Origin of the sequence: Porphyromonas sp. COT-290 OH3588, from assembly GCF_000769075.1 — a bacterium.
Classification (GTDB): Bacteria; Bacteroidota; Bacteroidia; order Bacteroidales; family Porphyromonadaceae; genus Porphyromonas.
Map to the genome: position 1 here is coordinate 46,457 of NZ_JRFC01000047.1, position 21,848 is coordinate 68,304.

The window sequence follows — 21,848 nt, forward strand, 5'->3', positions numbered from 1 at the left end:
ATGGCCTATAAATCCAAGACAAAACCCTCGGGCAAGAACCCAGACACATCGCCACCGAAATGTAATAGCTCACGTACTACAGTAGAGCTGATGTGTGTGAGCTGCTGCGATGCTGGGAGCAAAACCGTTTCCATACTGGCAATATGCCGGTTGAGGTCTGCGAGAGTACGCTCATACTCCATATCTGTGCTCGAGCGAACGCCCCTGAGTAGAAAGCGAACGCCCTGCTCTTGAGCGAAGTCTACGGTTAGACCATCATAGGTCAGCACCTCTACCCTCGGCTCACTTCTGTAAAAGTACCTGATTTGCCTCTGCCTCTGCTCTGAGCTGAAGAGGCAACGCTTGCTTTCGTTCACGCCAATGGCGATGATTACCTTATCAAAGAGTGCAAGCCCTCTATTGACGATGTCTGCGTGTCCACGAGTAAATGGGTCGAACGACCCTGCATACATAGCGATGGTATCCATGAGCTTATGGCTTTAGGTCGATGATTGCCTCCTCAAGAGGCGTCAAATTCTCTACCCCACTCTCTGTCACGAGGTATGTATTCTCTATCCCTACGGCACCGATGTGAGGCAAAACGAACTTCGGCTCGTATGCGATGACCATGCCAGTCTGTAGCACATCTTTGCTACGTCCCATTAAGACGGGCATTTCGTTGATTTGTAGCCCTAGGCCGTGGCCTACGAACTGAGCCTTTTGCTCCAGCCCCATGAAGTAGCCGGACGCACCTTCCTGCTCTACTAACTCTAGCGTACGGGTGTAGATGTCGGCACAGCTAGTACCGGGACCAGCCACTTGCATAATCTCCCCATGTAGTCGACGGCTAAGCTCGTGCAGGCGGTATGCCTCTTCGCTCAGCTTGCCGACAGAGAAAGTACGGGTCATATCGGACATATAGACTCCATAGTTGCCAGCCATATCTACCATAACGGCAGAGCCATCACCAATCACTACCCCACTCGACCCAAGAGGCAGAGCCATAGAGCCTGCTCCGCCCATAGCGAAGTCGTAGGGAGAGGGAGCGGCAGCATTGTCCCCTGCGATTAGGCTACCCATATAGATCTCCATAGCAGAGCCGAAAGTGCGGAAGATCCCCACAGACCCAGATAGGCGCATCACACGCTCTATCTCTATTTGTAACTCTACATCCGTCATACCAGAGTGATAGAGCTGAGGGATCTGTCGATAGACCTGCATGTGTGCCTTGGCCGTCTGACGGATTTGTTGGATTTCTTCCTCGGTCTTGACCATACGAGCCGTGCGCAGTAGCTGGGTTGCATTGGCGAGCTTCGCTTGTGGCAGTAGTTTGCGCTGTCGCTCAATCTCTGCATAGCTTAGCTCATCTAGCTCAAGAGCGATGGTGCCTATTGTAGACAAATCTATGTGCTCGGCTATCTGCTCTATCTTGCGTACGTAGTGGATTTGAGGCTGCGCTCCGTAGGTCTGCGGACGACGTACGAAGAACTGAACCTCCCCTTGGGCTGGTATGTAGGCAAGCCCAGAATAGATCTGCCCAAAGAGATAGAGTAGATTAACGTTGCTGGCCACGAGCATAGCATCTATGCCGCTGGCACGCATCAGACCTTGCAGTCGCTCATGGCGACGAAAGCAATCGTTATGTATCATAGTTTAGGGTGGGTAATATGTGAAATATAGATGTGAATCTAGCTATGGCAAGAAATCTTGCCCCGGCATAGGAGGCGACAATGGGTCGAAGCTACCAGACGGATCGTTGAAGTCGGGCGTCGGCTGTGGCATATCCGTTTTCGCTCCTAGCCTAGAGCGACGTACGGTAAGGACACTGGTATTGAACTCATTGCCAGCACTAGGGCTCTGATAGGGCGAGAATTTGGCAAACTCGCTTTTGAAGGTTAGGCGCACATCTCCCACAGGACCGTTACGATGCTTGGCTATGATGAACTCCGCCACACCTCGTAGCGACTCACCCGTCTTCTCGTCTTGTGTGATCTTGTAGTACTCGGGGCGATGAATGAAGCACACAATATCGGCGTCCTGCTCAATAGCCCCCGACTCACGCAGGTCGGAGAGCTGTGGACGCTTGCTATTGGCATCTCCCTGTCTATTCTCTACCCCACGATTGAGCTGAGAGAGTGCAATGATAGGTATCTGCAGCTCCTTGGCAAGCATCTTGAGCGAGCGCGAGATCATACTCACCTCCTGCTCACGGTTACCAAATCCCATACCGCTAGCGTTCATCAGCTGTAAATAGTCGATGATGATCATCTGCACCTTGTGCTCTCGCACGAGGCGGCGAGCCTTACTGCGCAGCTCAAAGACCGAGAGGCTAGGGGTATCGTTGATGAAGAGCCTACCGGAGTCTAGCATTTTGATGTTGGTGTATAGGCGTGCCCACTCCTGCTCGTCTAGCTGACCGCTCTTGATCTTATCGCCCGAGATCTCACAGACGTTGGAGAGTAGACGCTTAACCAGCTGCACAGCACTCATTTCGAGGTTGAATAGAGCTACTGGTATCTTGTGATCGACTGCCATATACTTAGCCATCGACACGACGAAAGCAGTCTTACCCATGGCAGGACGAGCAGCAATAATAATCAAGTCTGACCTCTGCCAACCAGCCGTCATCTCGTCGATAGCAGGGAAGCCAGAGGTAATGCCGCTAAGCCCGTCTTTGTTGTTGGCTGCTTTTTGTATTTCCTCCACAGCATCTTTGACCAATGGGTTGATCTCGGAGAAGTCCTTGGAAGAATTGTTTTGTGCGATCTCGAATAGACGCCCCTCGGCTCTCTGTAGCTGCTCGGCGATGTCCTCCGTATCCTCGTAGGCATCTTTGAGTACCTCGCTAGAGAAGCCAATCAGCCTACGACTAAGAGCCTTCTTGGCCAATACGGCTGCATGAAACTCTAGGCTGGCCGTTGAGAGTACTTTTACCGTTAGACCAGAGATATAGGCAGGCCCACCGACGAGCTCTAGTTGCTCGGTTCGTCTAAGCTCTTCGGTTACGGTAAGCATATCGATCGGGTGCTGGCTTAGAGCTAGTGTCGTCATAGCCGTGTAAATCAGCTCGTGGGCTTTGACGTAGAAAGAGGTCGGTGTGAGCATCTCGCTTACACGGCTGTAAGCATCTTGCTCCAAGAGTATCGCACCAAGCACAGCCTCCTCGAAGTCTACCGCCTGAGGTGGCATACGCCCATCGAGAGGCACGATGGGCGTATCCTTAGGTGTTGTTTTACGTTTGGCTCGTTTAACTTCTGCCATAGTTGATTAGTCTAGTTTTAGTACGGCCAAGAAGGCTTTCTGTGGCACCTCTACGGTACCGATTTGTTTCATACGTTTCTTACCTTCCTTCTGTTTCTCTAGAAGCTTACGCTTACGAGAGACGTCACCACCGTAGCACTTAGCTGTAACGTCTTTACGAACGGCCTTGATCGTTTCTCTGGCGATTACCTTGGCGCCGATAGCTGCTTGAATGGCAATATCGAACTGCTGACGAGGAATGAGCTCCTTGAGTTTCTCACACATACGGCGGCCGAATGGTACACTATTGTCCACGTGCGTCAGCGTAGAGAGCGCATCGACAGACTCTCCGTTGAGCAGAATGTCTAGCTTAACGAGCTTGCTAGGGCGGAACTCGCTGATGTGGTAGTCGAAAGAAGCGTACCCCTTGGAGATGCTCTTGAGCTTGTCGTAGAAGTCAATCACGATCTCCCCTAGTGGCAGGTCGAAGAAAATCTCAATGCGGTCGCCTGAGATGTACTCCTGCTTGACGAGCTGACCTCGTTTGCCGAGGCATAGCGTCATGATGGGGCCTATATAGGCTGTATTGGTGATGATAGAGGCCCGAATATAGGGCTCTTCAATATGGTCGATGTGCGTTGGCTCGGGCAGACCTGCGGGGTTGTGCACCTCGATGCAGTTGCCCTTCTTGTCATACACTTTGTACGATACGTTGGGCACCGTGGTGATTACATTCATGTTGAACTCTCGGTCTAGACGTTCCTGAATAATCTCCATGTGTAGCAATCCTAGGAAGCCACATCGGAATCCAAAGCCGAGGGCAGCAGAGCTCTCTGGCTGGAAAGTCAGAGAAGCATCATTGAGCTGGAGTTTCTCTAGTGAGGCACGTAGGTTCTCGAAGTCCTCACTCTCGATTGGGTATAGCCCTGCGAATACCATAGGCTTCACCTCCTCGAAGCCTGCAATGGCCTCCTTGGCTCCTCCTACGATGTGGGTAATGGTATCCCCTACCTTAACCTCTTTACTAGTCTTGATACCCGAGATAATGTAGCCCACATCGCCAGTTCTGACCTCCTTGCGAGGCTCCATATCTAGGCGGAGTACTCCGATCTCGTCGGCATCGTACTCTTTACCTGTGGCTATAAACTTAACGTGGTCGCCTTTTTTAATCGAGCCATTCACCACCTTGAAGTAGGCGATGATGCCACGGAAAGGATTGAAGACCGAGTCGAAAATGAGGCACTGGAGAGGTGCGTCGGGATCGCCCTTGGGTGCAGGGATACGCTCCACTATGGCAGAGAGTATGTTCTCTACGCCAATTCCCGTTTTGCCACTTGCCCGTATGATCTCCTCACGTTTGCAGCCCAAGAGGTCGATAATCTGATCCTCTACCTCCTCGGGCATAGCACTCGGCAAATCCACCTTATTGACAATGGGGATAATTTCCAAGTCATGCTCTAGAGCCATATATAGGTTAGAGATCGTCTGCGCTTGGATACCTTGAGCCGCATCAACGATGAGTAGCGCCCCCTCGCAAGCAGCGATCGAGCGTGACACCTCGTAGCTAAAGTCCACGTGTCCCGGAGTGTCAATGAGGTTGAGCACATATGGCTCTCCATTGTGAGTATAATTCATCTGGATAGCATGGCTCTTGATGGTAATACCACGCTCACGCTCCAGATCCATATTATCTAGCACCTGCTCTTGGAGTTCCTTACCCGTTACGGTCTGCGTTGTTTCCAATAGTCTATCGGCCAAGGTGCTCTTACCGTGGTCGATATGTGCTATGATGCAAAAGTTTCTAATCTTATCCATATTATAGGTGCAAACTTACACAAAATCCAGCGATTGCTCAACTACCTCTTGCCCCTGTCGTCCTATGCTCTCCAGACTTGCATCGGCTGAGAAGTGCATTGATTGAAGAAATAGTGCCAGAGGAGAAAAAGCAATCATATAAACTAGCTGTTAATATTTGCTAAAGGATCTCTCCTACTCCTCTACCTCATGCAGGAGCAATCTTGATGTATTCACTAGAGAGCTCAAAGAATTGATGGGAAGATTTAGTTGGATTGATGGACTAATTCCCCAAGGTGTATCCACTAATCTAAAAAGATTGATGGGAAGAAATATCTCGAAGAGGCTTTCGAGAGGAGGAAATTGGCCGGATGACCTTTCTATAGTTCTGTTTTCTAGACTATTATATAGAGGCTGTTTAGGGTGTATGTTTTCATTGGTCTAGGGCCAATGCCCTAAAAAGGGCTGGACGCAATCTAGAGCCCTCTAGGGGGCAAATATAAGGTTTGACATTTTCATGCTTACTCAACTTGCTTCTCCCCATCAATAAGACGAAAAGTGAACGAGAATCTAAAATTCCATTAATCAAACTTCTTAAGCCACGAGCTTATCCAGATACCATAAGAAGAGAGGGAGCAGATCGCACAATGTCGATTTACTCCCTCCCCGTGGTCACCTACCTTGCAGAGGTATGCTACATAACCCTAGTATTTGGGGCGATATGACTTACTTTGATGAGCACCGTGAACTAAGCTGCGCTCAGTACAGCAGACCTCTGTCTTAGTCGTGACTACTTATTGCAGCGATTGAAAAAGTCGATAGCCTCTAGCTCTGCCTTGATTTGGGCTTCTTCCTCGTCTGTGATATTCATGAAAGGCTTGCGATTAGGGCCGAGGTCTAGACCGATGAGCTTCATGATGCGCTTACCTGCACAGATATTGCCACGATACTTAGCAATTACATCAATCACATCTTGGGCATAGTTCTGTAGCTCACGAGCCTTCTTAATGTCGCCCGCTTTCCATGCCTCGATGATACCATTCAGACAGATAGCATTGTAGTTGGTCGTACCTCCGATACCGCCTTGGGCGCCCCCCATAACGAGGGCAGAGAGTATCGTTTCGTCCTGCCCGTGGAGCATATCATACTTGCCACCCTTGTAGAGCATACAGCGATTGTACTCGTAGAGATGCTCGTAGGTATACTTAATACCAGCGAAGTTAGGGATACGGCCGTCCACAGCCTTGAGCAGATCTAGCATAGATAGATAGGCTCCGTTGAAGACCGGGATATGGTAGTAATAGAAAGGCAACGAAGGTGCCGCTGCGGCCATAGGCTCGATGTACTGCACGAGCTGCTCGATGCTACCAATCTTGGGGAATGGTGTAGCCATAGCCCCAATACCCCAAGCGCCAATCTTCTCGGCGTGAGCTGCTAGGCGTGCACTAGAGGTAAGCGATGTGCTACCTACGTGCACGATTACTTTGAAGCCCTCGGGAGCTACACGCACCCATTCCTCGGCTAGCTGCATACGTTCCTCTTCGCTGAGCATATAGCCCTCACCAGAGGATCCGTTGATGAATACCCCTTTGAGCCCTGAGCGAACCAGCAGAGCACAATACTCGGGTATAGGAGCGAGATTCACATTACCCTCGGCATCGAAGGGGGTGAATGGCGCATCAATTAGACCAATGATCTTTTCCATTTTGATTTATTGATTTGATAAAAGTTGATTTGGATATCCGAAGTTATAGGGAGTCTTTGCCTAGAGGTTTACTCCATATTGTCTGTTTTGGGGCGTAGCAATAGGAGCTGAATCAGCACGACGACACCAATAGCGACTGCCATGGTAGCGAAGTCGGAGCCTAGGTTGTTTGTATCTTGGCTCTTGCCTAGTGCTTGAGTGATGTAGCCACCAGCGATGACACCGCTCATATTCATCAGGCCATAAGCCGTGGAGCGGTAACGAGAGGGGAAGAATTGGCAGAGGATAGGCATATTGTTCGTATCGAAGAAGCCTAGCCCGAAGCCAAAGAGGAAGCCTCCGCCCACCACTGTCACATACGAGTGTCCGAAGCCCAAAAGGAGTAGAGCTGGCACCATCATGCCGAGCCCAATGGCAGAGGTATAGACACGCCCCTTGACATTGGTCTGTGCCCAACGGTCGCTGATAGCACCGCCGACGAAGACCCCGATAAAGCAGGATAGAGCAATCGTCGCCGTAGAGATAGGCCCAGCGAGTGTCATATCAATACCTAGGTTCTGCTCAAAGAGTGTTGGGAGCCAATTCTTAGTAGCCCACCCCGGTAGGCTGGTAGCGGTAAAGAATAGTAGCATACCCCAGAAAGATACCGAACTGAAGATATGGCCAAGGCTGGCAAACATACCTCTGAGAGAGTTCTGTCCCTGAACTGACTGTTGGCGCTGCTCCCCTCGGCTAGGTACCTCGTGTAGCAAGAAAATGAGCACAAGAGCATATAGTGCACCGAAAAGGCCAAAGTAGAAGAACGTACTCTGCCAGCTCAGTTGCTCGGAGAGCAACGCTCCGAAGCCTCCTAGAGCTTGACCAACGTACAGCCCCGTCATGTGTACCCCGATAGCTAGAGATCGGCTACGGCCAGAGTGAAAGTCGGCAATCAGAGCTAGCGCCGCAGGGATATACATAGCCTCACTGAAGCCCATAACCATGCGTAGGGCATAGAGAGTGGAGAAGTCGTGCGTGAAGCCCATCAGGAGCGTCACAGTAGACCAAACGAATAGACTACCAACGATCAGCCACTTGCGGTTGATGCGGTCTGCGATGAGGCCTGCGAAAGGGCTCGCTAAACCATAGATCCACATGAAGGCGGCCATCAGCACGCCAAACATCTCTCCCGACTCTAGCTCTTTGATGTCTACGCTCATCGCAGACTTCATAGTCGAGAGCATCTGCCTGTCCATATAGTTGAGCAGGGCTACGACCCAGAGTAGACCAACGACGATCCAAGGATAATACTTACTATGCTTCATATTTCAATTATTTGGTTAATCCTCTTACCAAGCCTAACTTTTGAATACAAACATAGTTAAATAATCATTTTTTCGACAATCTATGGCGATAAATCTGACTTATCCGCCTTAACACGCTATTAAATCTTCTATTTTGTTTATTTACTCAAGTAGAGAGCAGTCTATAAATCATTAATATCGCCGAGATAGACAAAAATATCTTCACAATAAAAGGATATCTCTCCTTTCTCTTTATTATGTGTCCTATACCTTCAAAAATGGGGTTCGATGTGTGTCGGCTAGCTTGTCTTTTCCATGGGTTTGTTTCTGGATAAGGTGCCCAGAACACAAAAAAGGTTCGTCAAAATGCAAATTTTGACGAACCTTTCAAATTAAGAGCTGTACCCGAAGCGGGACTCGAACCCGCACAGCCAAAATGGCCAAGGGATTTTAAGTCCCTCGTGTCTACCATTCCACCATTCGGGCGCCTAGGATTGCTCCTAATAACGGGTGCAAAAGTAAGACATTTTCCTCATATAACACAGTGAGTAGTCTATATCTTCCCAAAGATTTCCTCCCACAGGCTAACAAAACATACAGCAAGATTGTACACCAAGGACTACAACCGGTAGAGCCACAAATATTTATCGAGATTTAGATGTAAGGCCATACGAAAGGCGGTGTGTCGAAATGTAAACTTCGACGCACCGCCTTAGAATAGGATGTTTAGCCTAGAGACTTACTTAGATTGCTCTAGCTTTAGAGTTTCTGAGGGCTGGTCACATAGCTCCGATGGACCGAAGTACTGGATAGGACCGGGATAAACGTAACAAGTGTTCTCAGCCCACTCGGCACGCTTGCTTACGAAGTACTGGAATGGCTTACCATTGAGGTCTACGAGTGCCTTCTGGATAACTGGCTTCATAGCACCATGACGACGCTCCATATTCATCATCATAGTCGTAGGGATACCACCAGCGATCCATTCCTCTGCGGGAGCCGTTAGGTTCTGCACAGAGCTCATATAACCAGTAACGCCTGCGCTGATCAGACAAGCAGCCGTACGACCTAGAGCATAGCAGTAGTCTGCATCGAAGTTCGATGGCATAGCGCAGCGACCCTCGTACCCGAAGAAGTGTGTTAGGGCAGCGAACTTGCCATTGTACTTACCTTCGGCCTTCCATGCTGCAAGCTTGGTAGCTACCATCTCGGCCAGAAGCTTCTCCGTCTCGATGAGAGATACTTGTACGTTGCCGTGTGGGTCACGGTCTAGGGTTAGCTGGCGAGCTACTGTAGCTGGTAGGCTAGCATAGAGAGCAGAGTTGGCTTCGCTCAGATGCGCTGTCACATAAGCACGTTGTTCGTCTGCAGGTACAGCACGGAACTCAGCTTCGTGGTGTGCGAGGTAATCGTTGAGCTCTGCGATCAGAGCCTTCATAGCAGGGATAAACTCTACTAGACCCTCGGGAATAAGTACCGTACCGTACTGATCACCCTTGGCTGAACGCTTAGCCACAGCCTCGGCGATAGAGGTTACTACGTCATCAAGAGTTAGGTTCTTGGCTTCGATCTCCTCAGATACGATTGCGATGTTTGGCTGTACCTGTAGGGCACACTCAAGAGCGATGTGAGAGGCAGAGCGACCCATCAGCTTGATGAAGTGCCAGTACTTACGTGCAGAGTTGCAGTCACGTTGGATATTACCGATAACTTCGCTGTAGACTTTGGTAGCGGTGTCGAAACCGAAAGAAGTCTCGATCTGCTCATTCTTGAGGTCACCATCGATTGTCTTGGGGCAACCGATTACCTGTACAGGAGCATCGATGCTCTTGTAGTACTCGGCTAGCACGGCAGCGTTGGTATTGGAGTCGTCACCACCGACGATAATCAGAGCGTTGATAGAGAGCTTTTTGATGATTTCTAAACCCTTGTCGTACTGCTCAATCTCCTCTAGCTTGGTACGCCCAGAGCCGATGATGTCGAAGCCGCCAGTATTGCGATACTCATCGATGATGTCGGCTGTCAGCTCCTTATAGTTGTGCTTAACGAGTCCGTCTGGACCCATCAAGAAACCATAGAGTTTGCTGTCTGGGTGGATCGCCTTGATGCCATCGAAGATACCAGAGATCACGTTGTGTCCGCCGGGAGCCTGACCACCAGAGAGGATAACACCTACATTGATAGGCTTAGCTTCAACAGCTTCTGTCGTTGCTTCAAATGTCAGCTTTGGCAGTCCGTAAGTATTGGGGAATAGTTCCTTAATAGCTTCTTGGTCACTAACGCTCTGTGTAGCTTCGCCCAATACAACCTTCACCGAACCACGGAGAGCCTTGGGTAGCTTGGGGCTATACTGCCCACGAGCTGCTTGCAATGCACTTTTAATCATCGTCTTAATTATACTTTATCTTAAATATTGGTTACACTTAAGTTTTTCACTGCAAATATCGCAATAATTTATCAAACTGCCTCAATTCTTGATTTTGAGCCTACAGGCTTATAAGCAAAATGCGTCTAGATAGAATACGAAAAGCGGCGTATCCTCGCACCGGAAGGTAAGAAGATACACCGCTTGCGTAGCGTAGAGCTCCCTCGTTGAGAGCCTACAATTATTGTTTATACAACTTACAAGTCGTCTTCAATAGCACCACTCTTGGAGTAAGCGCTAGGCTTAGCCTCGAAGAAGTCGGTCTTGATCAGGTTAGCATTACTATACTGAGATACCCAGTTCATGCTTGGTGGTTCAGACTCATAGCCCTCGAAGAGCACCCCGAAGCCGAGGTTCTCACTACGTAGATTGGCTAGGTACTTGATGTAGTCGCTAACCATCTGTACTGTCAAGCCCTCGATTTGATCTCCGATGACATATTCACCCCAAGCAATTTCTTGTAGCGCACCTTCTTTGATCATGCCACGGAATGTTTCGATCGCTTCGGGAGTGAATAGCTGTGGTTCTTCCTTCTTGAGTTCTAAGATCATTGAGCGGAAGAGCCAAAGATGTGTATTTTCATCACGATTGATGTAGCGGATCTCCTGTACAGACCCCGGCATCTTACCATTGCGGCCAAGGTTGTAGAAGAACATAAAGCCAGAGTAGAAGTAAACCCCCTCTAGGATATAGTTCGCCACCATCGTCTTGAGTAGCTGCTGTGGGCTCTGATCTTCTTGGAACTCGTTGTAGATATCACCAATGAACTTATTGCGACGTAGCAGATGTTCATCGTCCTTCCATTGGTAGAGGATAGCCGAGCGCTCCTCAGGAGAGCAAATCGTATCGAGCATATAACTGTAGCTCTGCGAATGGACGGCTTCTTGGAAGGCTTGTATCGTCAAGCAGAGGTTAATCTCATTGGCTGTGATATACTCCGCTACGTTAGGTAGGTTGGCAGTTTGGATACTATCTAGGAAGATAAGGAAAGAGAGGATCTTATCGTAGGCCACCTTCTCGGCTTGAGATAGTTCTCTATAGTCTTTGACATCCTGACTAAGGTTGATTTCCTCGGGGATCCAAAAGTTATTCATCGCTTGGCGATACCAGTCCGACACCCAAGGGTACTTCATGTTGTTGAAGTCATTGAGGTTCGTCGTATTACCATTGATCATACGACGCTTGCTGACATCGACATCACCATGCTCGTTGAAGAGCGCTTTTTTCTTTAATTCAGACATAATTGACGGTCTTTTAAGTGTATGTTGATAGTTTGAGAGAAATTATAATAGCCCTGTTCCCTATCTCATAAGCATTGTATTGCTAGGAGATCGGAGCTGGTTTACTTTAGCTTGAGCAACTTGTACACTCCTCGACTTCGAGAGATCGGCTACGTATATAGTAGAGTGTCTTCACTCCACCCTCCCATGCTCTCAGATAGAGGTCTAGGATGCGACGGAAGCTATAGTCGTGTGTAATAAATAGATTGACAGACTGCGACTGATCCAAGTGACGCTGACGAACAGAAGCTGCATCTACGACCCACTCTTGGTCTATCTGATGGGCTGTCTTATAGAGCCAGAAGGTAGAATCGGAGAGCTGAGGCGCCACACGAGGAATGATATTACCCTTTTTCTCTTCTAGGAAGTAACGATTCATCACAGGGTCGATACCTGCCGTTGTGCCAGCGATGATAGAGGTCGAGCTAGTAGGTGCAATAGCTAATAGATAAGCGTTGCGCATTCCTCTGCGTGCAACATCCGATGACAGACGCTTCCACTCAGGCGACTCATATTTGCGCATACGAAAGTAGTCCCCTGTCTGCCAGTCACTACCCGGGAAGCGCAGGTAAGAGCCCTTCTCCTCGGCAAGGAGTGAGGATGCTTCGATGGATAGATAGTTGATGCGCTCGTAGAGCTTGTCCATAAACTCAAGGTGCTCTGGGCTCTCCCACTTGATACCCTTCTGGGCAAGCAGATGATGATACCCACTTGTCCCTAGGCCAATGGGGCGCATCTTCATATTCGTAATCTCGGCATAAGGGATTGGGTAGAAGTTCAGGTCTATCACATTGTCCAAAGCTCGAATAATGGTGTGAATTACCTCACGTAGTTCATCTTGATTGTCGGTATTGATATTGCCAAGCACTAGAGAGGCTAGGTTACATACTACGAAGTCGCCAGCCTCAGTCTCGGTCGTGATGATTTCCTTGCCGTTTTCTATGCGTACGGAAACCTTGACATCTTTGATTTCACTTTGGTTCTGAGCGATCTCAGTACATAGGTTGGAGCAATAGATGATACCTTGGTGTTTATTGGGATTGAGTCGATTGACCGTGTCTCGGTTGAAGATAAAGGGTGTACCAGTTTCTACGGCACTCTTAATAATCAATCGGATCATATCCTTGACCTTGATAGCGCGCTTACTGATGCGTGACTCATTAAGGCATTCTTGGTAGCGGCGCTCCCACTCCTCACCGTGGTAATCTTCTAGAGAGTATCCTTTGATAGCTAGTATCTCGTGCGGACACATCATATACCAATTGCCCTCAATATTCTCCTTGACCATACGCCAAAAGAGGTCGGGCACACAAACACCGGGGAAGACGTCGTGTGCCTTCATGCGGTCGTCGCCATTATTTGTACGTATTTGTAGGAACTCTGGCATATCTCTATGCCAAATATCTAGATAGATGGCCACAGAGCCTTGGCGTACGCCCAGCTGATCCACGGCTACCGCCGTGTCGTTACAGAGCTTAATCCACTTGAGCACTCCACCAGCCACACCCTTGAAGCCTCTAATGTCAGACCCCACGGCGCGTACCTTACCCATGTAGATGCCCATGCCTCCGCCAAACTTAGAAACCTGAGCGAAGTTATCAATAGTACGATAAATACCAGTTAGACTATCTGGCATTACATCTTCGAAACAGCTGCTTAGTTGGCTCAATGGCTTGCGTGCATTGCTCATGGTGGGAGTGGCCATTGTTACCTTTAGGCTACTGATGATGTCGTAGATCTTCTTAGCCCAGATAACTCGTGAGTCGCCCTCTGGAATAGCCAAATGCATGGCAATCCCCATAAACATTTCTTGTGGGCGCTCAAGCAACACGTGGTTATTGTCCGTGATTAGGTAGCGCTTAGATACTAGATGTAAACTACTATAGGTAAGCAAGTAATCCCTTGAGCTGTCCAAATAGCGACCCAGTTCCTCAACTTCACTCTTGGTGTAGTGCTCAAGGATGTAGCGGCCGTACAGATTCTGATCTGTCAGATAGGAGATCTTGCCGTAGAATGAATCTATGTATAACTTCGCTTCCTCACGATAGATACCACGCTCAATCTGCATAAGCAAGAGGCGAGAAGCGATAAACTCCCAATTAGGAGCCTCGGGTGTAATAAGCTCCACGGCCGCTTTGGTAAGTATTTCTAGTGTATCTGCCTGTTCCTTGTAGAAAGCTTGATACTTAGCATAGAGGAAGTCTAGCGAATAAGCTTTGCTCTGGAAGCTAGCTTGAATGTCTTTGAGGAGGCTAATAATCTCTTGGTCCGAGATTGTTTGGCAGAATTTATTGATGACCTGGCGATACTCGGTGCGCTTCTCACGATAGAGAATGTAGTTCTTCGCTACTCGATAGTATCCAGCAGCCATTAAGGCATTCTCAACCATATCTTGGATTGTTTCTACCTCTACCATCTCTCGATCGGCAAGTTCAGACTCTAGCTTTTTACATAGCTTGGCGATCTCTTTCTCAGGCATTTTCTCCCCTGAGGCAGTGAAGGCGCGACGGATAGCGTTGGAAACCTTAGATAGAGCGAAATCTTCCTCTGCCCTATCTCGTTTTATTATCCTCATAGTGCTTATATCTAAATGTTTATCTTTTATGCTTATGACAAAGCTCCATTGCTTATAGTTATTAGAATGAAGCCTTATTCGTCTCCAAAGTTACTCAAAAATACCCAACAATTCCTAGCCTCAGGATGAAGATTGCGCAAAAAAAGATTAATAAAAACATGGGCTTACTATGCTATCTACTCAACACCACTTGCTATGGATGCCTGTAGATAACAGGATTGCGAGGAATGCTCAGTGGGAAGTAACGGACACCTCCTATTGATAGACAAAAGCTATCAGATGATGGGTGGCAATAATGAATAGATGAGTAGCCCCAAGAGAGCGGCTACACTGAGAACCAATAAAGGACTTTGCTTGTATCGATACACAGCGACGAAGCCCGCAACGAAGAGTACGAGGCTAATAACTAGTTGCAGAGGGGAAGTTTCCCACCTACCGAAGTTCTCGGGTGTCATCAAGATGAGGGCTGCTGCTGCGATTAGCCCTACGATTGTAGGACGAAGAGCACCAAAGAGGCTACGCATGAGAGGCTTATCCTTATGCCGAAGTAGGACAAAACTCAGAGCAATCATGAGCGTGAAAGGTAGCCAAACCACGCCTAGGGTTGCCACAAGTGAGCCGACAGCTCCTAGTAGAGGCGAGTAGCCTGCCTCTACGACAGAGGTGTAACCCACATAAGTAGCCGTGTTGATGCCGATGGGTCCCGGGGTCATCTGGCTTACCGCCACGATATCGGTGAACTCCTGTGCCGTGAGCCAGCCATGCTGCTGCACTACCTCGGCTTGTATGAGCGAGAGCATCGCATAGCCTCCTCCGAAATTCACAATTCCGATCTTGGTAAATACCCAGAATAGTTCTAGAAAAATCATCGTTTACTTCTGCTTTTGATGTTGCGCTCAAAGGTCGTAAGGCGTCCGTAGGTTAAGCCAAGGAACGCAGCACACAGGATGATGTACACGGGCGAAACTCCAAACAGATAGATAAGACCAGCCGAGAGCACGGGAATCCACCATGTGTAACGATTGAGCTTGGCCGAACGAGCCATGGTAAAGACAGGTACTGCAATTAGAGCAACCACCACTGGACGAATGGCTCTGAAAGCATACTCGACCCAAATATTGTCCTGTACGTGACGAAAGCCAAAGGCTAAAGCTAAAATAATCAAAAAAGAAGGCAAGATATTGGCAGTCGTAGCAACGATGCCCGAGGTTATCCCCCCGAGCTTATGCCCGATATGGCTAGACATATTTACAGCGAAAACCCCCGGGGCGGTCTGTGCCACAGCCATGATGTCCATAAACTCCTCTCGACTAATCCACCCTTTGCGATCGACCAGCTCACGCTCCATCATCGGAATCATCGCATAGCCACCACCAATGGTACCAATACCTATCTTAAAGAAAACACCGAATAACTCTCGATTAAGTCCCATAGTCCTTGAAAATTAGAATGTATGGTAACGTAGGGGCAGTGCCTCTCCAGTTTCTAGGCTCACAAGACTCGCCGTAAACATCCACTTGACTAGACGTGTCTCTGGCGTGCCGAAGCAATCTACAGGTAGCTTGACGAGCACCCTATTCCACCCTGCACGTAACTGTACGGGGATAGGTGGGCGAGCCGTCGCATTCTCATTGCCTAGAGGTGTTTCCAGCGAGGCTTCGGTATGTACACTCGTCCACTTGGGAGCAGGGATAGATGTACCATTAATCCAAATACGACTCTGCCGGTAGTCCCAATGACCTAGAGGTGGTGGCAAATCGGGTTCGCTGCGACTATAATTCTGCGTTTCGAAGATTAGTCCAGCAGTTTGTGCCTTAGGGCTATGCACCCAAGCCATGGCGTAAGCGGTATGCTGCTCCTCGGGATGCTCATAGACACCCGGCATGATGCGCTTACCCCAAACGTGACGCAGGTAGAAGCCTGAGCCTTGATAGGATCTTGAGCCATAAGTTCGCCCCTCATAGGTATAGCTAGGTCTCTGTCTAGGGGGTGCGAGCCTACCAGAGCGTATATCACTGAGGTACTGCGTCTCTATCGGGAAGACCTTAGCAAGGTCTCCTTGGTTGGATATAGGATCGACGATTACCCAGCTAGCTTGGGTCTGTGCCACGTAGGGGAAGGGCTCTTGGGCGAAGTAACGCCTTTTGTACCACAAGAGGCGACGTTCAAAATCGGCAAAAGCCTTGTAGAGAGGTAGCTCACGGCTCTCTAGAATGGAGCTTGCCCTATCGAAGTAGCCATAGCCACCCCCAACCCAAGCACGCTCGGCCAGAGCTAAGGTAGAGGCATAGAGATTATTTTGCGCCGTGATGCCTCGCTCGTCGGGGGCGAAGCGATCATTCCAAATGGCAACGATTGCCCCTGCATGGTCGGGCGAACCCTCATCTTGACGAAGAATCCGACTTCCAAAAAGCGCTATGGGGTCGGCAAAGAGGTCGTAGTGATTGAGGTAGTGCAGGCGGCTATCTATTGCAGGAATGCTGTGCTGTGCCTTGCCTCGATAGCTCCAGAGCTGTGTCATATCAATCTCGCCAGCCTTATACTGCCAACCCGGATTCCACGAGATTACCTTGCGGCCTAGGGAGCGAATGAAAGCCACCATCTCAGGGACAAACTCTGGGTCTGTAAACTCTACCTCATCGGTACCTATATGTATGTAGGGGACGTCAAGGGTCTCTGCTACCTCACGCAGAAGGACCTTGAGTACTTCCTTCCCTTGTGGTGTCTGCATCCCAAATCCCATAGCTCGCTCAAAAGCTGAGCTATGTCCCGGCATATCTATCTCGGGAATTAGTAGGACCTCGTGCTGTTTGCACCACTGAACCAAATCTCTGGCTTCATTTAGTGTATAGAATCGTCCCGGCATACGCTCGGTAGCAGCGATGCTATTGAGCTCGGGGTAGACCTTACTCTCTAGGCGCCATGCTTGATGCTCGGTTAGGTGCCAGTGAAAGACATTGATTTTGAAGCGAGCAAAGAGGGCAATCTGTTTTTTTAGCTCCTCCATGGAGATGTACGTCCGTCCCACATCGTGCATGAAGCCTCTGATACGCCACGAGGGCCAGTCCACGACTCGGCAAGCTGAGAGAGCTTGCCCAGCAGTAGCATCTATCAGTTGTCTAAGCGTCTGTAGAGCTCGATAGGCTCCAGCTCGTGACGCAGACTCAATAGCGATCCCTTTGGGGCTAATTACTAGACGATAGGCCTCTTCCTGATTGAGGAGTGCTTCATCAATATGCTCGACTAGTTTGATGGTTAGCTTAGTCGGATACATTGAGCCGACTTTGAAGAGCTTCTCCTGCATTAGCGCTACGGCTGTTTCGGCATGTACATCTGCCTCTATGGCAATAGTCTTCGACCTAAACTCCCCCTCTAGCTTAGTGTAGTGCTTGGGGCTAGGCAGGAGGTATTGCTCCTGCTGGGCAGTGAGAGAAGGCTCGAACCCTAGTAGGAGTATCCCTAATAATATCCAAACTCGTGAGCTACTCATAGAGATCGGGGTATTTAGTCCTCGGTAACGAGGTTGTCAATGATGAAATTTTGCCGCTCGGGGGTATTCATACCCATATAGAAGTCGAGCAAGTGTTGCAGATTGTCCTCTTTTTTGAGCTTAATAGGGTCGAGCTTGATATGCTCCTCACTGATGAACTCCTTAAACTGCTCGGGCGAAATCTCCCCTAGCCCCTTGAATCGGGTTACTAGAGCCTTCTTACCCAGCCTCTGCAGAGCGGCCTGCTTCTCAGCCTCGTTGTAGCAGTAGATATTGGTTATCTGTGGCTCTTCTTCGCTCTCCGCCTTACGCTTACCACCTCGCTTCTTAGTGGCTGTAGCGGTCTTGTCGGCGAAGCTATCGCCTCGCTTAGCTTCTTTGGGTAGGAAGACACGGAAGAGTGGCGTCTCTAGAATATAGAGATGCCCACGGCGTACCAGCTCGGGGAAGAACTGCAAGAAGAAAGTCATAATCAGCAGACGAATGTGCATGCCATCGTCATCGGCATCGGTAGCGATGATAATGCGGTTGTAGCGTAGACCATCAAGACCATCTTCGATATTCAAGGCCGCTTGTAGCAGATTGAACTCTTCGTTCTCATAGACAATCTTCTTGTTTTTGCCGTAGCAGTTGAGCGGTTTACCTCGCAGACTAAAGACAGCTTGATACTTGGGATCTCGGCAGGTCGTAATAGAGCCACTGGCAGAGTTTCCCTCGGTGATGAAGAGGCTCGTGAGCTCTGGCTCCTTGGCCTTGGGGTCGTTGTAGTGGATGGTGCAGTCTCGTAGCTTCTTGTTGTGTAGACTAGCCTTCTTGGCACGCTCACGGGCAAGCTTGGCTACCCCACTCATCGACTTGCGCTCACGCTCATTATCCTGAATCTTTTGCAGTAGTGTGGCAGCATCTTCTGCGTGCTTGTGTAGATAATTGTCTAGTTCTCGGCTGAGAAAGTCGCTCAGAAACTTCTGAATGCTTGGTCCCTCGGGGCCCATATCCTTAGATCCTAGCTTCGTCTTCGTTTGGCTCTCGAAGACTGGTTCCTCGACCTTAATACTGATAGCGGCTACCATACCATTGCGAATATCGCTATACTCGAAGCCCTTGCCATAGAAATCTTTGATGACGCGAGCCACAACCTCTCGGAAAGCCGAGAGGTGCGTCCCTCCTTGGGTTGTATTCTGCCCATTGACAAAGCTATAGAACTCCTCGCCGTACTGATTGGCATGAGTGAGCACAATCTCGATGTCGTCCGCTCGGAAGTGGATAGGCGTATAGAGCGGCTCTCCCGTCATATTCTCATCAAGCAGGTCCACCAGTCCTCGCTTGGAGGTGTAGCGCTTGCCGTTGTAGACGATGCTCAGGCCCATATTGAGGAAAACGTAGTTTTTGACCATCGCCTCGACGTAGTCGTCTCTATAGCGATAGCCTTTGAAGATCTCGGGGTCTGGGCGGAAGCGCACCTCTGTGCCATTGATCACCTCACTGGGTGTCGATGGGCTCTCCTCAAGTAGCTTGGCGTGGCTATAGCGCACAGACTTGGTTTGCCCATCGCGCCATGCGGTTACTTGGCAGAGCACAGAGAGTGCATTGACTGCCTTAATCCCTACACCATTGAGCCCAACCGATTTCTTGAAGGCTTTGGAGTCGATCTTCCCCCCTGTATTCATGCGGCTGGTGGCATCGACTAGCTTGCCCAGAGGAATACCTCGACCATAGTCACGCACACAGACCTCCCCCTCGGCGATCGTCAGCTCTATCTTCTTGCCGGCCCCCATGACGAACTCGTCGATCGAATTGTCGAGCACCTCCTTGAGCAGGACATAGATCCCGTCGTCGGCATGTGACCCATCACCGAGCTTGCCGATATACATACCGGGGCGGCGACGTATGTGTTCGTCCCACTCGAGAGTTTTGATGTCTGTATCGCTGTAGCTAACTGGCAATTCGTTCATGCTTAGTTTTTCTATCTATATTTTTAGTTTAAGCGCAAATATACCGAAAAAAGGCTATTACCTGAATACCCCCAAGACAGGGAGCGGCTTTGGTTGCTCCGAAAAAGCTAAGGCGGTGTGCTGAAAGGGAGCTTAACGCACCGCCTTGAGCGATAATTTATAATAATCCTAAGTTAGAGCCAATGGCTAAGCTCTATTCTTGAGCTTCGGTATTGGCTTGAATGAGCCAGCCAGAGTTCTGATACAGATTACTATTAGCTGCCGTCTTGTCTGGAGAAACTAGCTGCATCTCTAGCACGGGAAATGGAGCAATATATTGAGCCTGAATCTATTGATTAATGGAAATCATTTTGATAATCGAGATATCGTCCGATGTGAAAATTTAGGTGTCCAATTTATATTTTCGCTCACTTCTCGGAGTATTAATGGGAAAAGACAAGAGTAGCGAGGAGAAAAAGTATAAACTGCATATTTGCCTTCTAGCAAGCCTAGGATTGCATTCAACCTCGTTTGGGCTCCTCACCTCCGGCCACCCTTCAATACCCTCCTAAATCGCCTATTCTACAACAGGCTGACAGTCATATATATAGCAGGATTATTGAAGTCGTTTTTATGTTATACTACCTCACTTCTTGGGTTTTCTTCCCATGAATCTTTTGAGATCAGTGGATATATCCTAGCATATCTGTCCTAGAATCCCTCCCAGTTAGTCCTTCAATTTCTCCAGAGGAACTCATCAGGCTTGGGGAATTGATTCTATTTGCGCTCAAAAGTGGCGCTATTCCTTTTACAATAATTAACCTTAAAGATGAAATAGTTATGGTAGATGTTGGACTTGCTGAGCTGACGCATGACCGAGAGGTCACGCTCATATTTTAACTATTTTTGCGGATCTCTAAGAGGTTTCGATAGTATAATTGAATAGATGTGTTGCTATCAGTAACTATAATCGAACTAGAATGCTAGCTAAATTTATCTTTCTTCTGCTGGGATTGTGTTGTGTCTTCATCGCCCAAGGTCAAATGTTATTCACAGAAAGTATGACAATGGCCATCGACAGCACCAAAACTATACAAGGGACTATCTCTCCTACTATAATACAGTAGAAACTACTCTCGACATTTCGTTCTGTACTTTCCATTTTCTAACGCAACACTATGGTTATAAGAACGACAGGTGGCGGGCTAGCCCGCCACCTGTCAAAAATCGTTCATAGCTTTGATGTTGNTTAGTGTGCACAAAAGTACGATTTCTCGGGAGATACGTCGTTTAGGAGAGCTTCAGGACTACCGCCCCTTAAAGGCTCATAAACACGCTGTCGAAGCAGGTAGCTTCCGAAAGAGGAAGATTAAATTCACTCCCGAAATACGCAAGAAGGTCAATTTCTATATCGCCGTGGAGCAATGGTCTCCCGAACAAATCTCCGGGTATTGCACTCAAAATAAGATTCCTATGATAGGGAAGTCTCGTATCTATGAGTATATCCATGAGGACAAAAATATGGGAGGTGATCTATGGAAGCATACGCGACATGCCCTAAAGAAACGTAAGACCCCTAAACTTCTTACAAGCCCCAAGCAGCTCAATAAAAAGAGCATTGAGCAGAGAGATCCTATTGTGCAAAATAAGGGGAGAATAGGAGACTGGGAGATGGATCTTATTGTCGGGGCACACAATCAAGATGTCATACTGACAATGGTAGAAAGAGTCACCGGATACGGGATGATTCGAAAACTCAAGCATGGCAAGAATGCCAAGAAACTAGCTATACTTGTCAGCAAAGAAATGAAGGGGGTAGCAAGAAGAGGGCTACTGAAGACCATTACCACGGACAACGGGACCGAATTCTCTAGTTATGAAATTATTGAGAAGGCGCTCAAAGTGCCTGTATACTTTGCCCACCCCTACTGCTCTACAGATAAACCTCATGTCGAATTATTCAATAAACTCGTAAGACAATACATCCCTAAGAAGATGGATTTCAAGCAAATAAGTCAAGATATGTGTATCAAAATACAACACAAAATTAATCGAAGACCCAGAAAACGGCTAGGATACCTAACGCCAAGCCAAGTTTTAGGACTAACTTAGATCAACATTGTTGCGCTGGAAGGAGGAATGTGCA

14 protein-coding genes and 1 tRNA gene are annotated in these 21,848 nt (G+C 48.6%); 1 reads left to right on the top strand and 14 read right to left on the bottom strand.

From position 1 onward, the window contains the following. Positions 1-5: 5 nt before the first annotated feature. The 14 genes from coaD to HQ48_RS08855 all read right to left on the bottom strand — a co-directional run bounded on the left by coaD (position 6) and on the right by HQ48_RS08855 (position 19,723). On the bottom strand, positions 6-467 hold the full coding sequence (coaD, locus tag HQ48_RS08790) for a pantetheine-phosphate adenylyltransferase (RefSeq protein ID WP_044190809.1): 462 nt from the start codon (positions 465-467) through the stop codon (positions 6-8). A 4-nt stretch (positions 468-471) separates the two neighbouring features. Next, entirely contained in the window at positions 472-1,629 is a 1,158-nt protein-coding gene (locus HQ48_RS08795) for a Xaa-Pro peptidase family protein (protein WP_044233204.1), read from the bottom strand. Between the two features lie 42 nt (positions 1,630-1,671). Next, positions 1,672-3,240, bottom strand: coding sequence for a replicative DNA helicase (gene dnaB / locus HQ48_RS08800; RefSeq protein WP_044233205.1), 1,569 nt, complete (start codon positions 3,238-3,240; stop codon positions 1,672-1,674). A 6-nt stretch (positions 3,241-3,246) separates the two neighbouring features. Then, positions 3,247-5,034, bottom strand: a complete 1,788-nt coding sequence (gene lepA, locus HQ48_RS08805) for a translation elongation factor 4 (RefSeq protein WP_044233206.1) — start codon at positions 5,032-5,034, stop codon at positions 3,247-3,249. 769 nt (positions 5,035-5,803) lie between these two features. Next, the gene (locus HQ48_RS08810; protein ID WP_044233207.1) at positions 5,804-6,718 is read right to left on the bottom strand and encodes a dihydrodipicolinate synthase family protein; all 915 of its coding nucleotides are present in this window, start codon (positions 6,716-6,718) and stop codon (positions 5,804-5,806) included. A 68-nt stretch (positions 6,719-6,786) separates the two neighbouring features. Then, complete coding sequence (locus tag HQ48_RS08815) at positions 6,787-8,022, bottom strand: MFS transporter (protein ID WP_044233208.1); 1,236 nt, start codon at positions 8,020-8,022, stop codon at positions 6,787-6,789. Positions 8,023-8,403: 381 nt separating this feature from the next. Further along, positions 8,404-8,487, bottom strand: a tRNA-Leu gene (locus HQ48_RS08820). 253 nt (positions 8,488-8,740) lie between these two features. Next, positions 8,741-10,387 (bottom strand): diphosphate--fructose-6-phosphate 1-phosphotransferase, encoded by a 1,647-nt coding sequence (locus HQ48_RS08825; RefSeq protein ID WP_044233209.1) that lies wholly within the window; start codon positions 10,385-10,387, stop codon positions 8,741-8,743. A gap of 236 nt (positions 10,388-10,623) precedes the next feature. Beyond that, entirely contained in the window at positions 10,624-11,667 is a 1,044-nt protein-coding gene (locus tag HQ48_RS08830) for a ribonucleotide-diphosphate reductase subunit beta (protein WP_044188300.1), read from the bottom strand. A gap of 106 nt (positions 11,668-11,773) precedes the next feature. Beyond that, positions 11,774-14,281 (bottom strand): ribonucleoside-diphosphate reductase subunit alpha, encoded by a 2,508-nt coding sequence (locus HQ48_RS08835; RefSeq protein ID WP_044233210.1) that lies wholly within the window; start codon positions 14,279-14,281, stop codon positions 11,774-11,776. Between the two features lie 275 nt (positions 14,282-14,556). Further along, entirely contained in the window at positions 14,557-15,150 is a 594-nt protein-coding gene (locus HQ48_RS08840; protein ID WP_044188294.1) for a chromate transporter, read from the bottom strand. Continuing rightward, positions 15,147-15,713 (bottom strand): chromate transporter, encoded by a 567-nt coding sequence (locus tag HQ48_RS08845; RefSeq protein ID WP_044233211.1) that lies wholly within the window; start codon positions 15,711-15,713, stop codon positions 15,147-15,149. The genes HQ48_RS08840 and HQ48_RS08845 overlap by 4 nt, the downstream gene beginning before the upstream one ends. Positions 15,714-15,725: 12 nt before the next feature. Beyond that, a complete protein-coding gene (locus tag HQ48_RS08850) occupies positions 15,726-17,771 on the bottom strand; it encodes a family 20 glycosylhydrolase (RefSeq protein ID WP_044233213.1) in 2,046 nt (681 codons plus the stop codon). 14 nt (positions 17,772-17,785) lie between these two features. Continuing rightward, the gene (locus HQ48_RS08855) at positions 17,786-19,723 is read right to left on the bottom strand and encodes a DNA topoisomerase IV subunit B (RefSeq protein ID WP_044233214.1); all 1,938 of its coding nucleotides are present in this window, start codon (positions 19,721-19,723) and stop codon (positions 17,786-17,788) included. Positions 19,724-20,944: 1,221 nt separating this feature from the next. Here HQ48_RS08855 and HQ48_RS08860 point away from each other — a divergent pair. After that, positions 20,945-21,814, top strand: a complete 870-nt coding sequence (locus HQ48_RS08860; RefSeq protein ID WP_052409046.1) for an IS30 family transposase — start codon at positions 20,945-20,947, stop codon at positions 21,812-21,814. Positions 21,815-21,848: the final 34 nt, after the last annotated feature.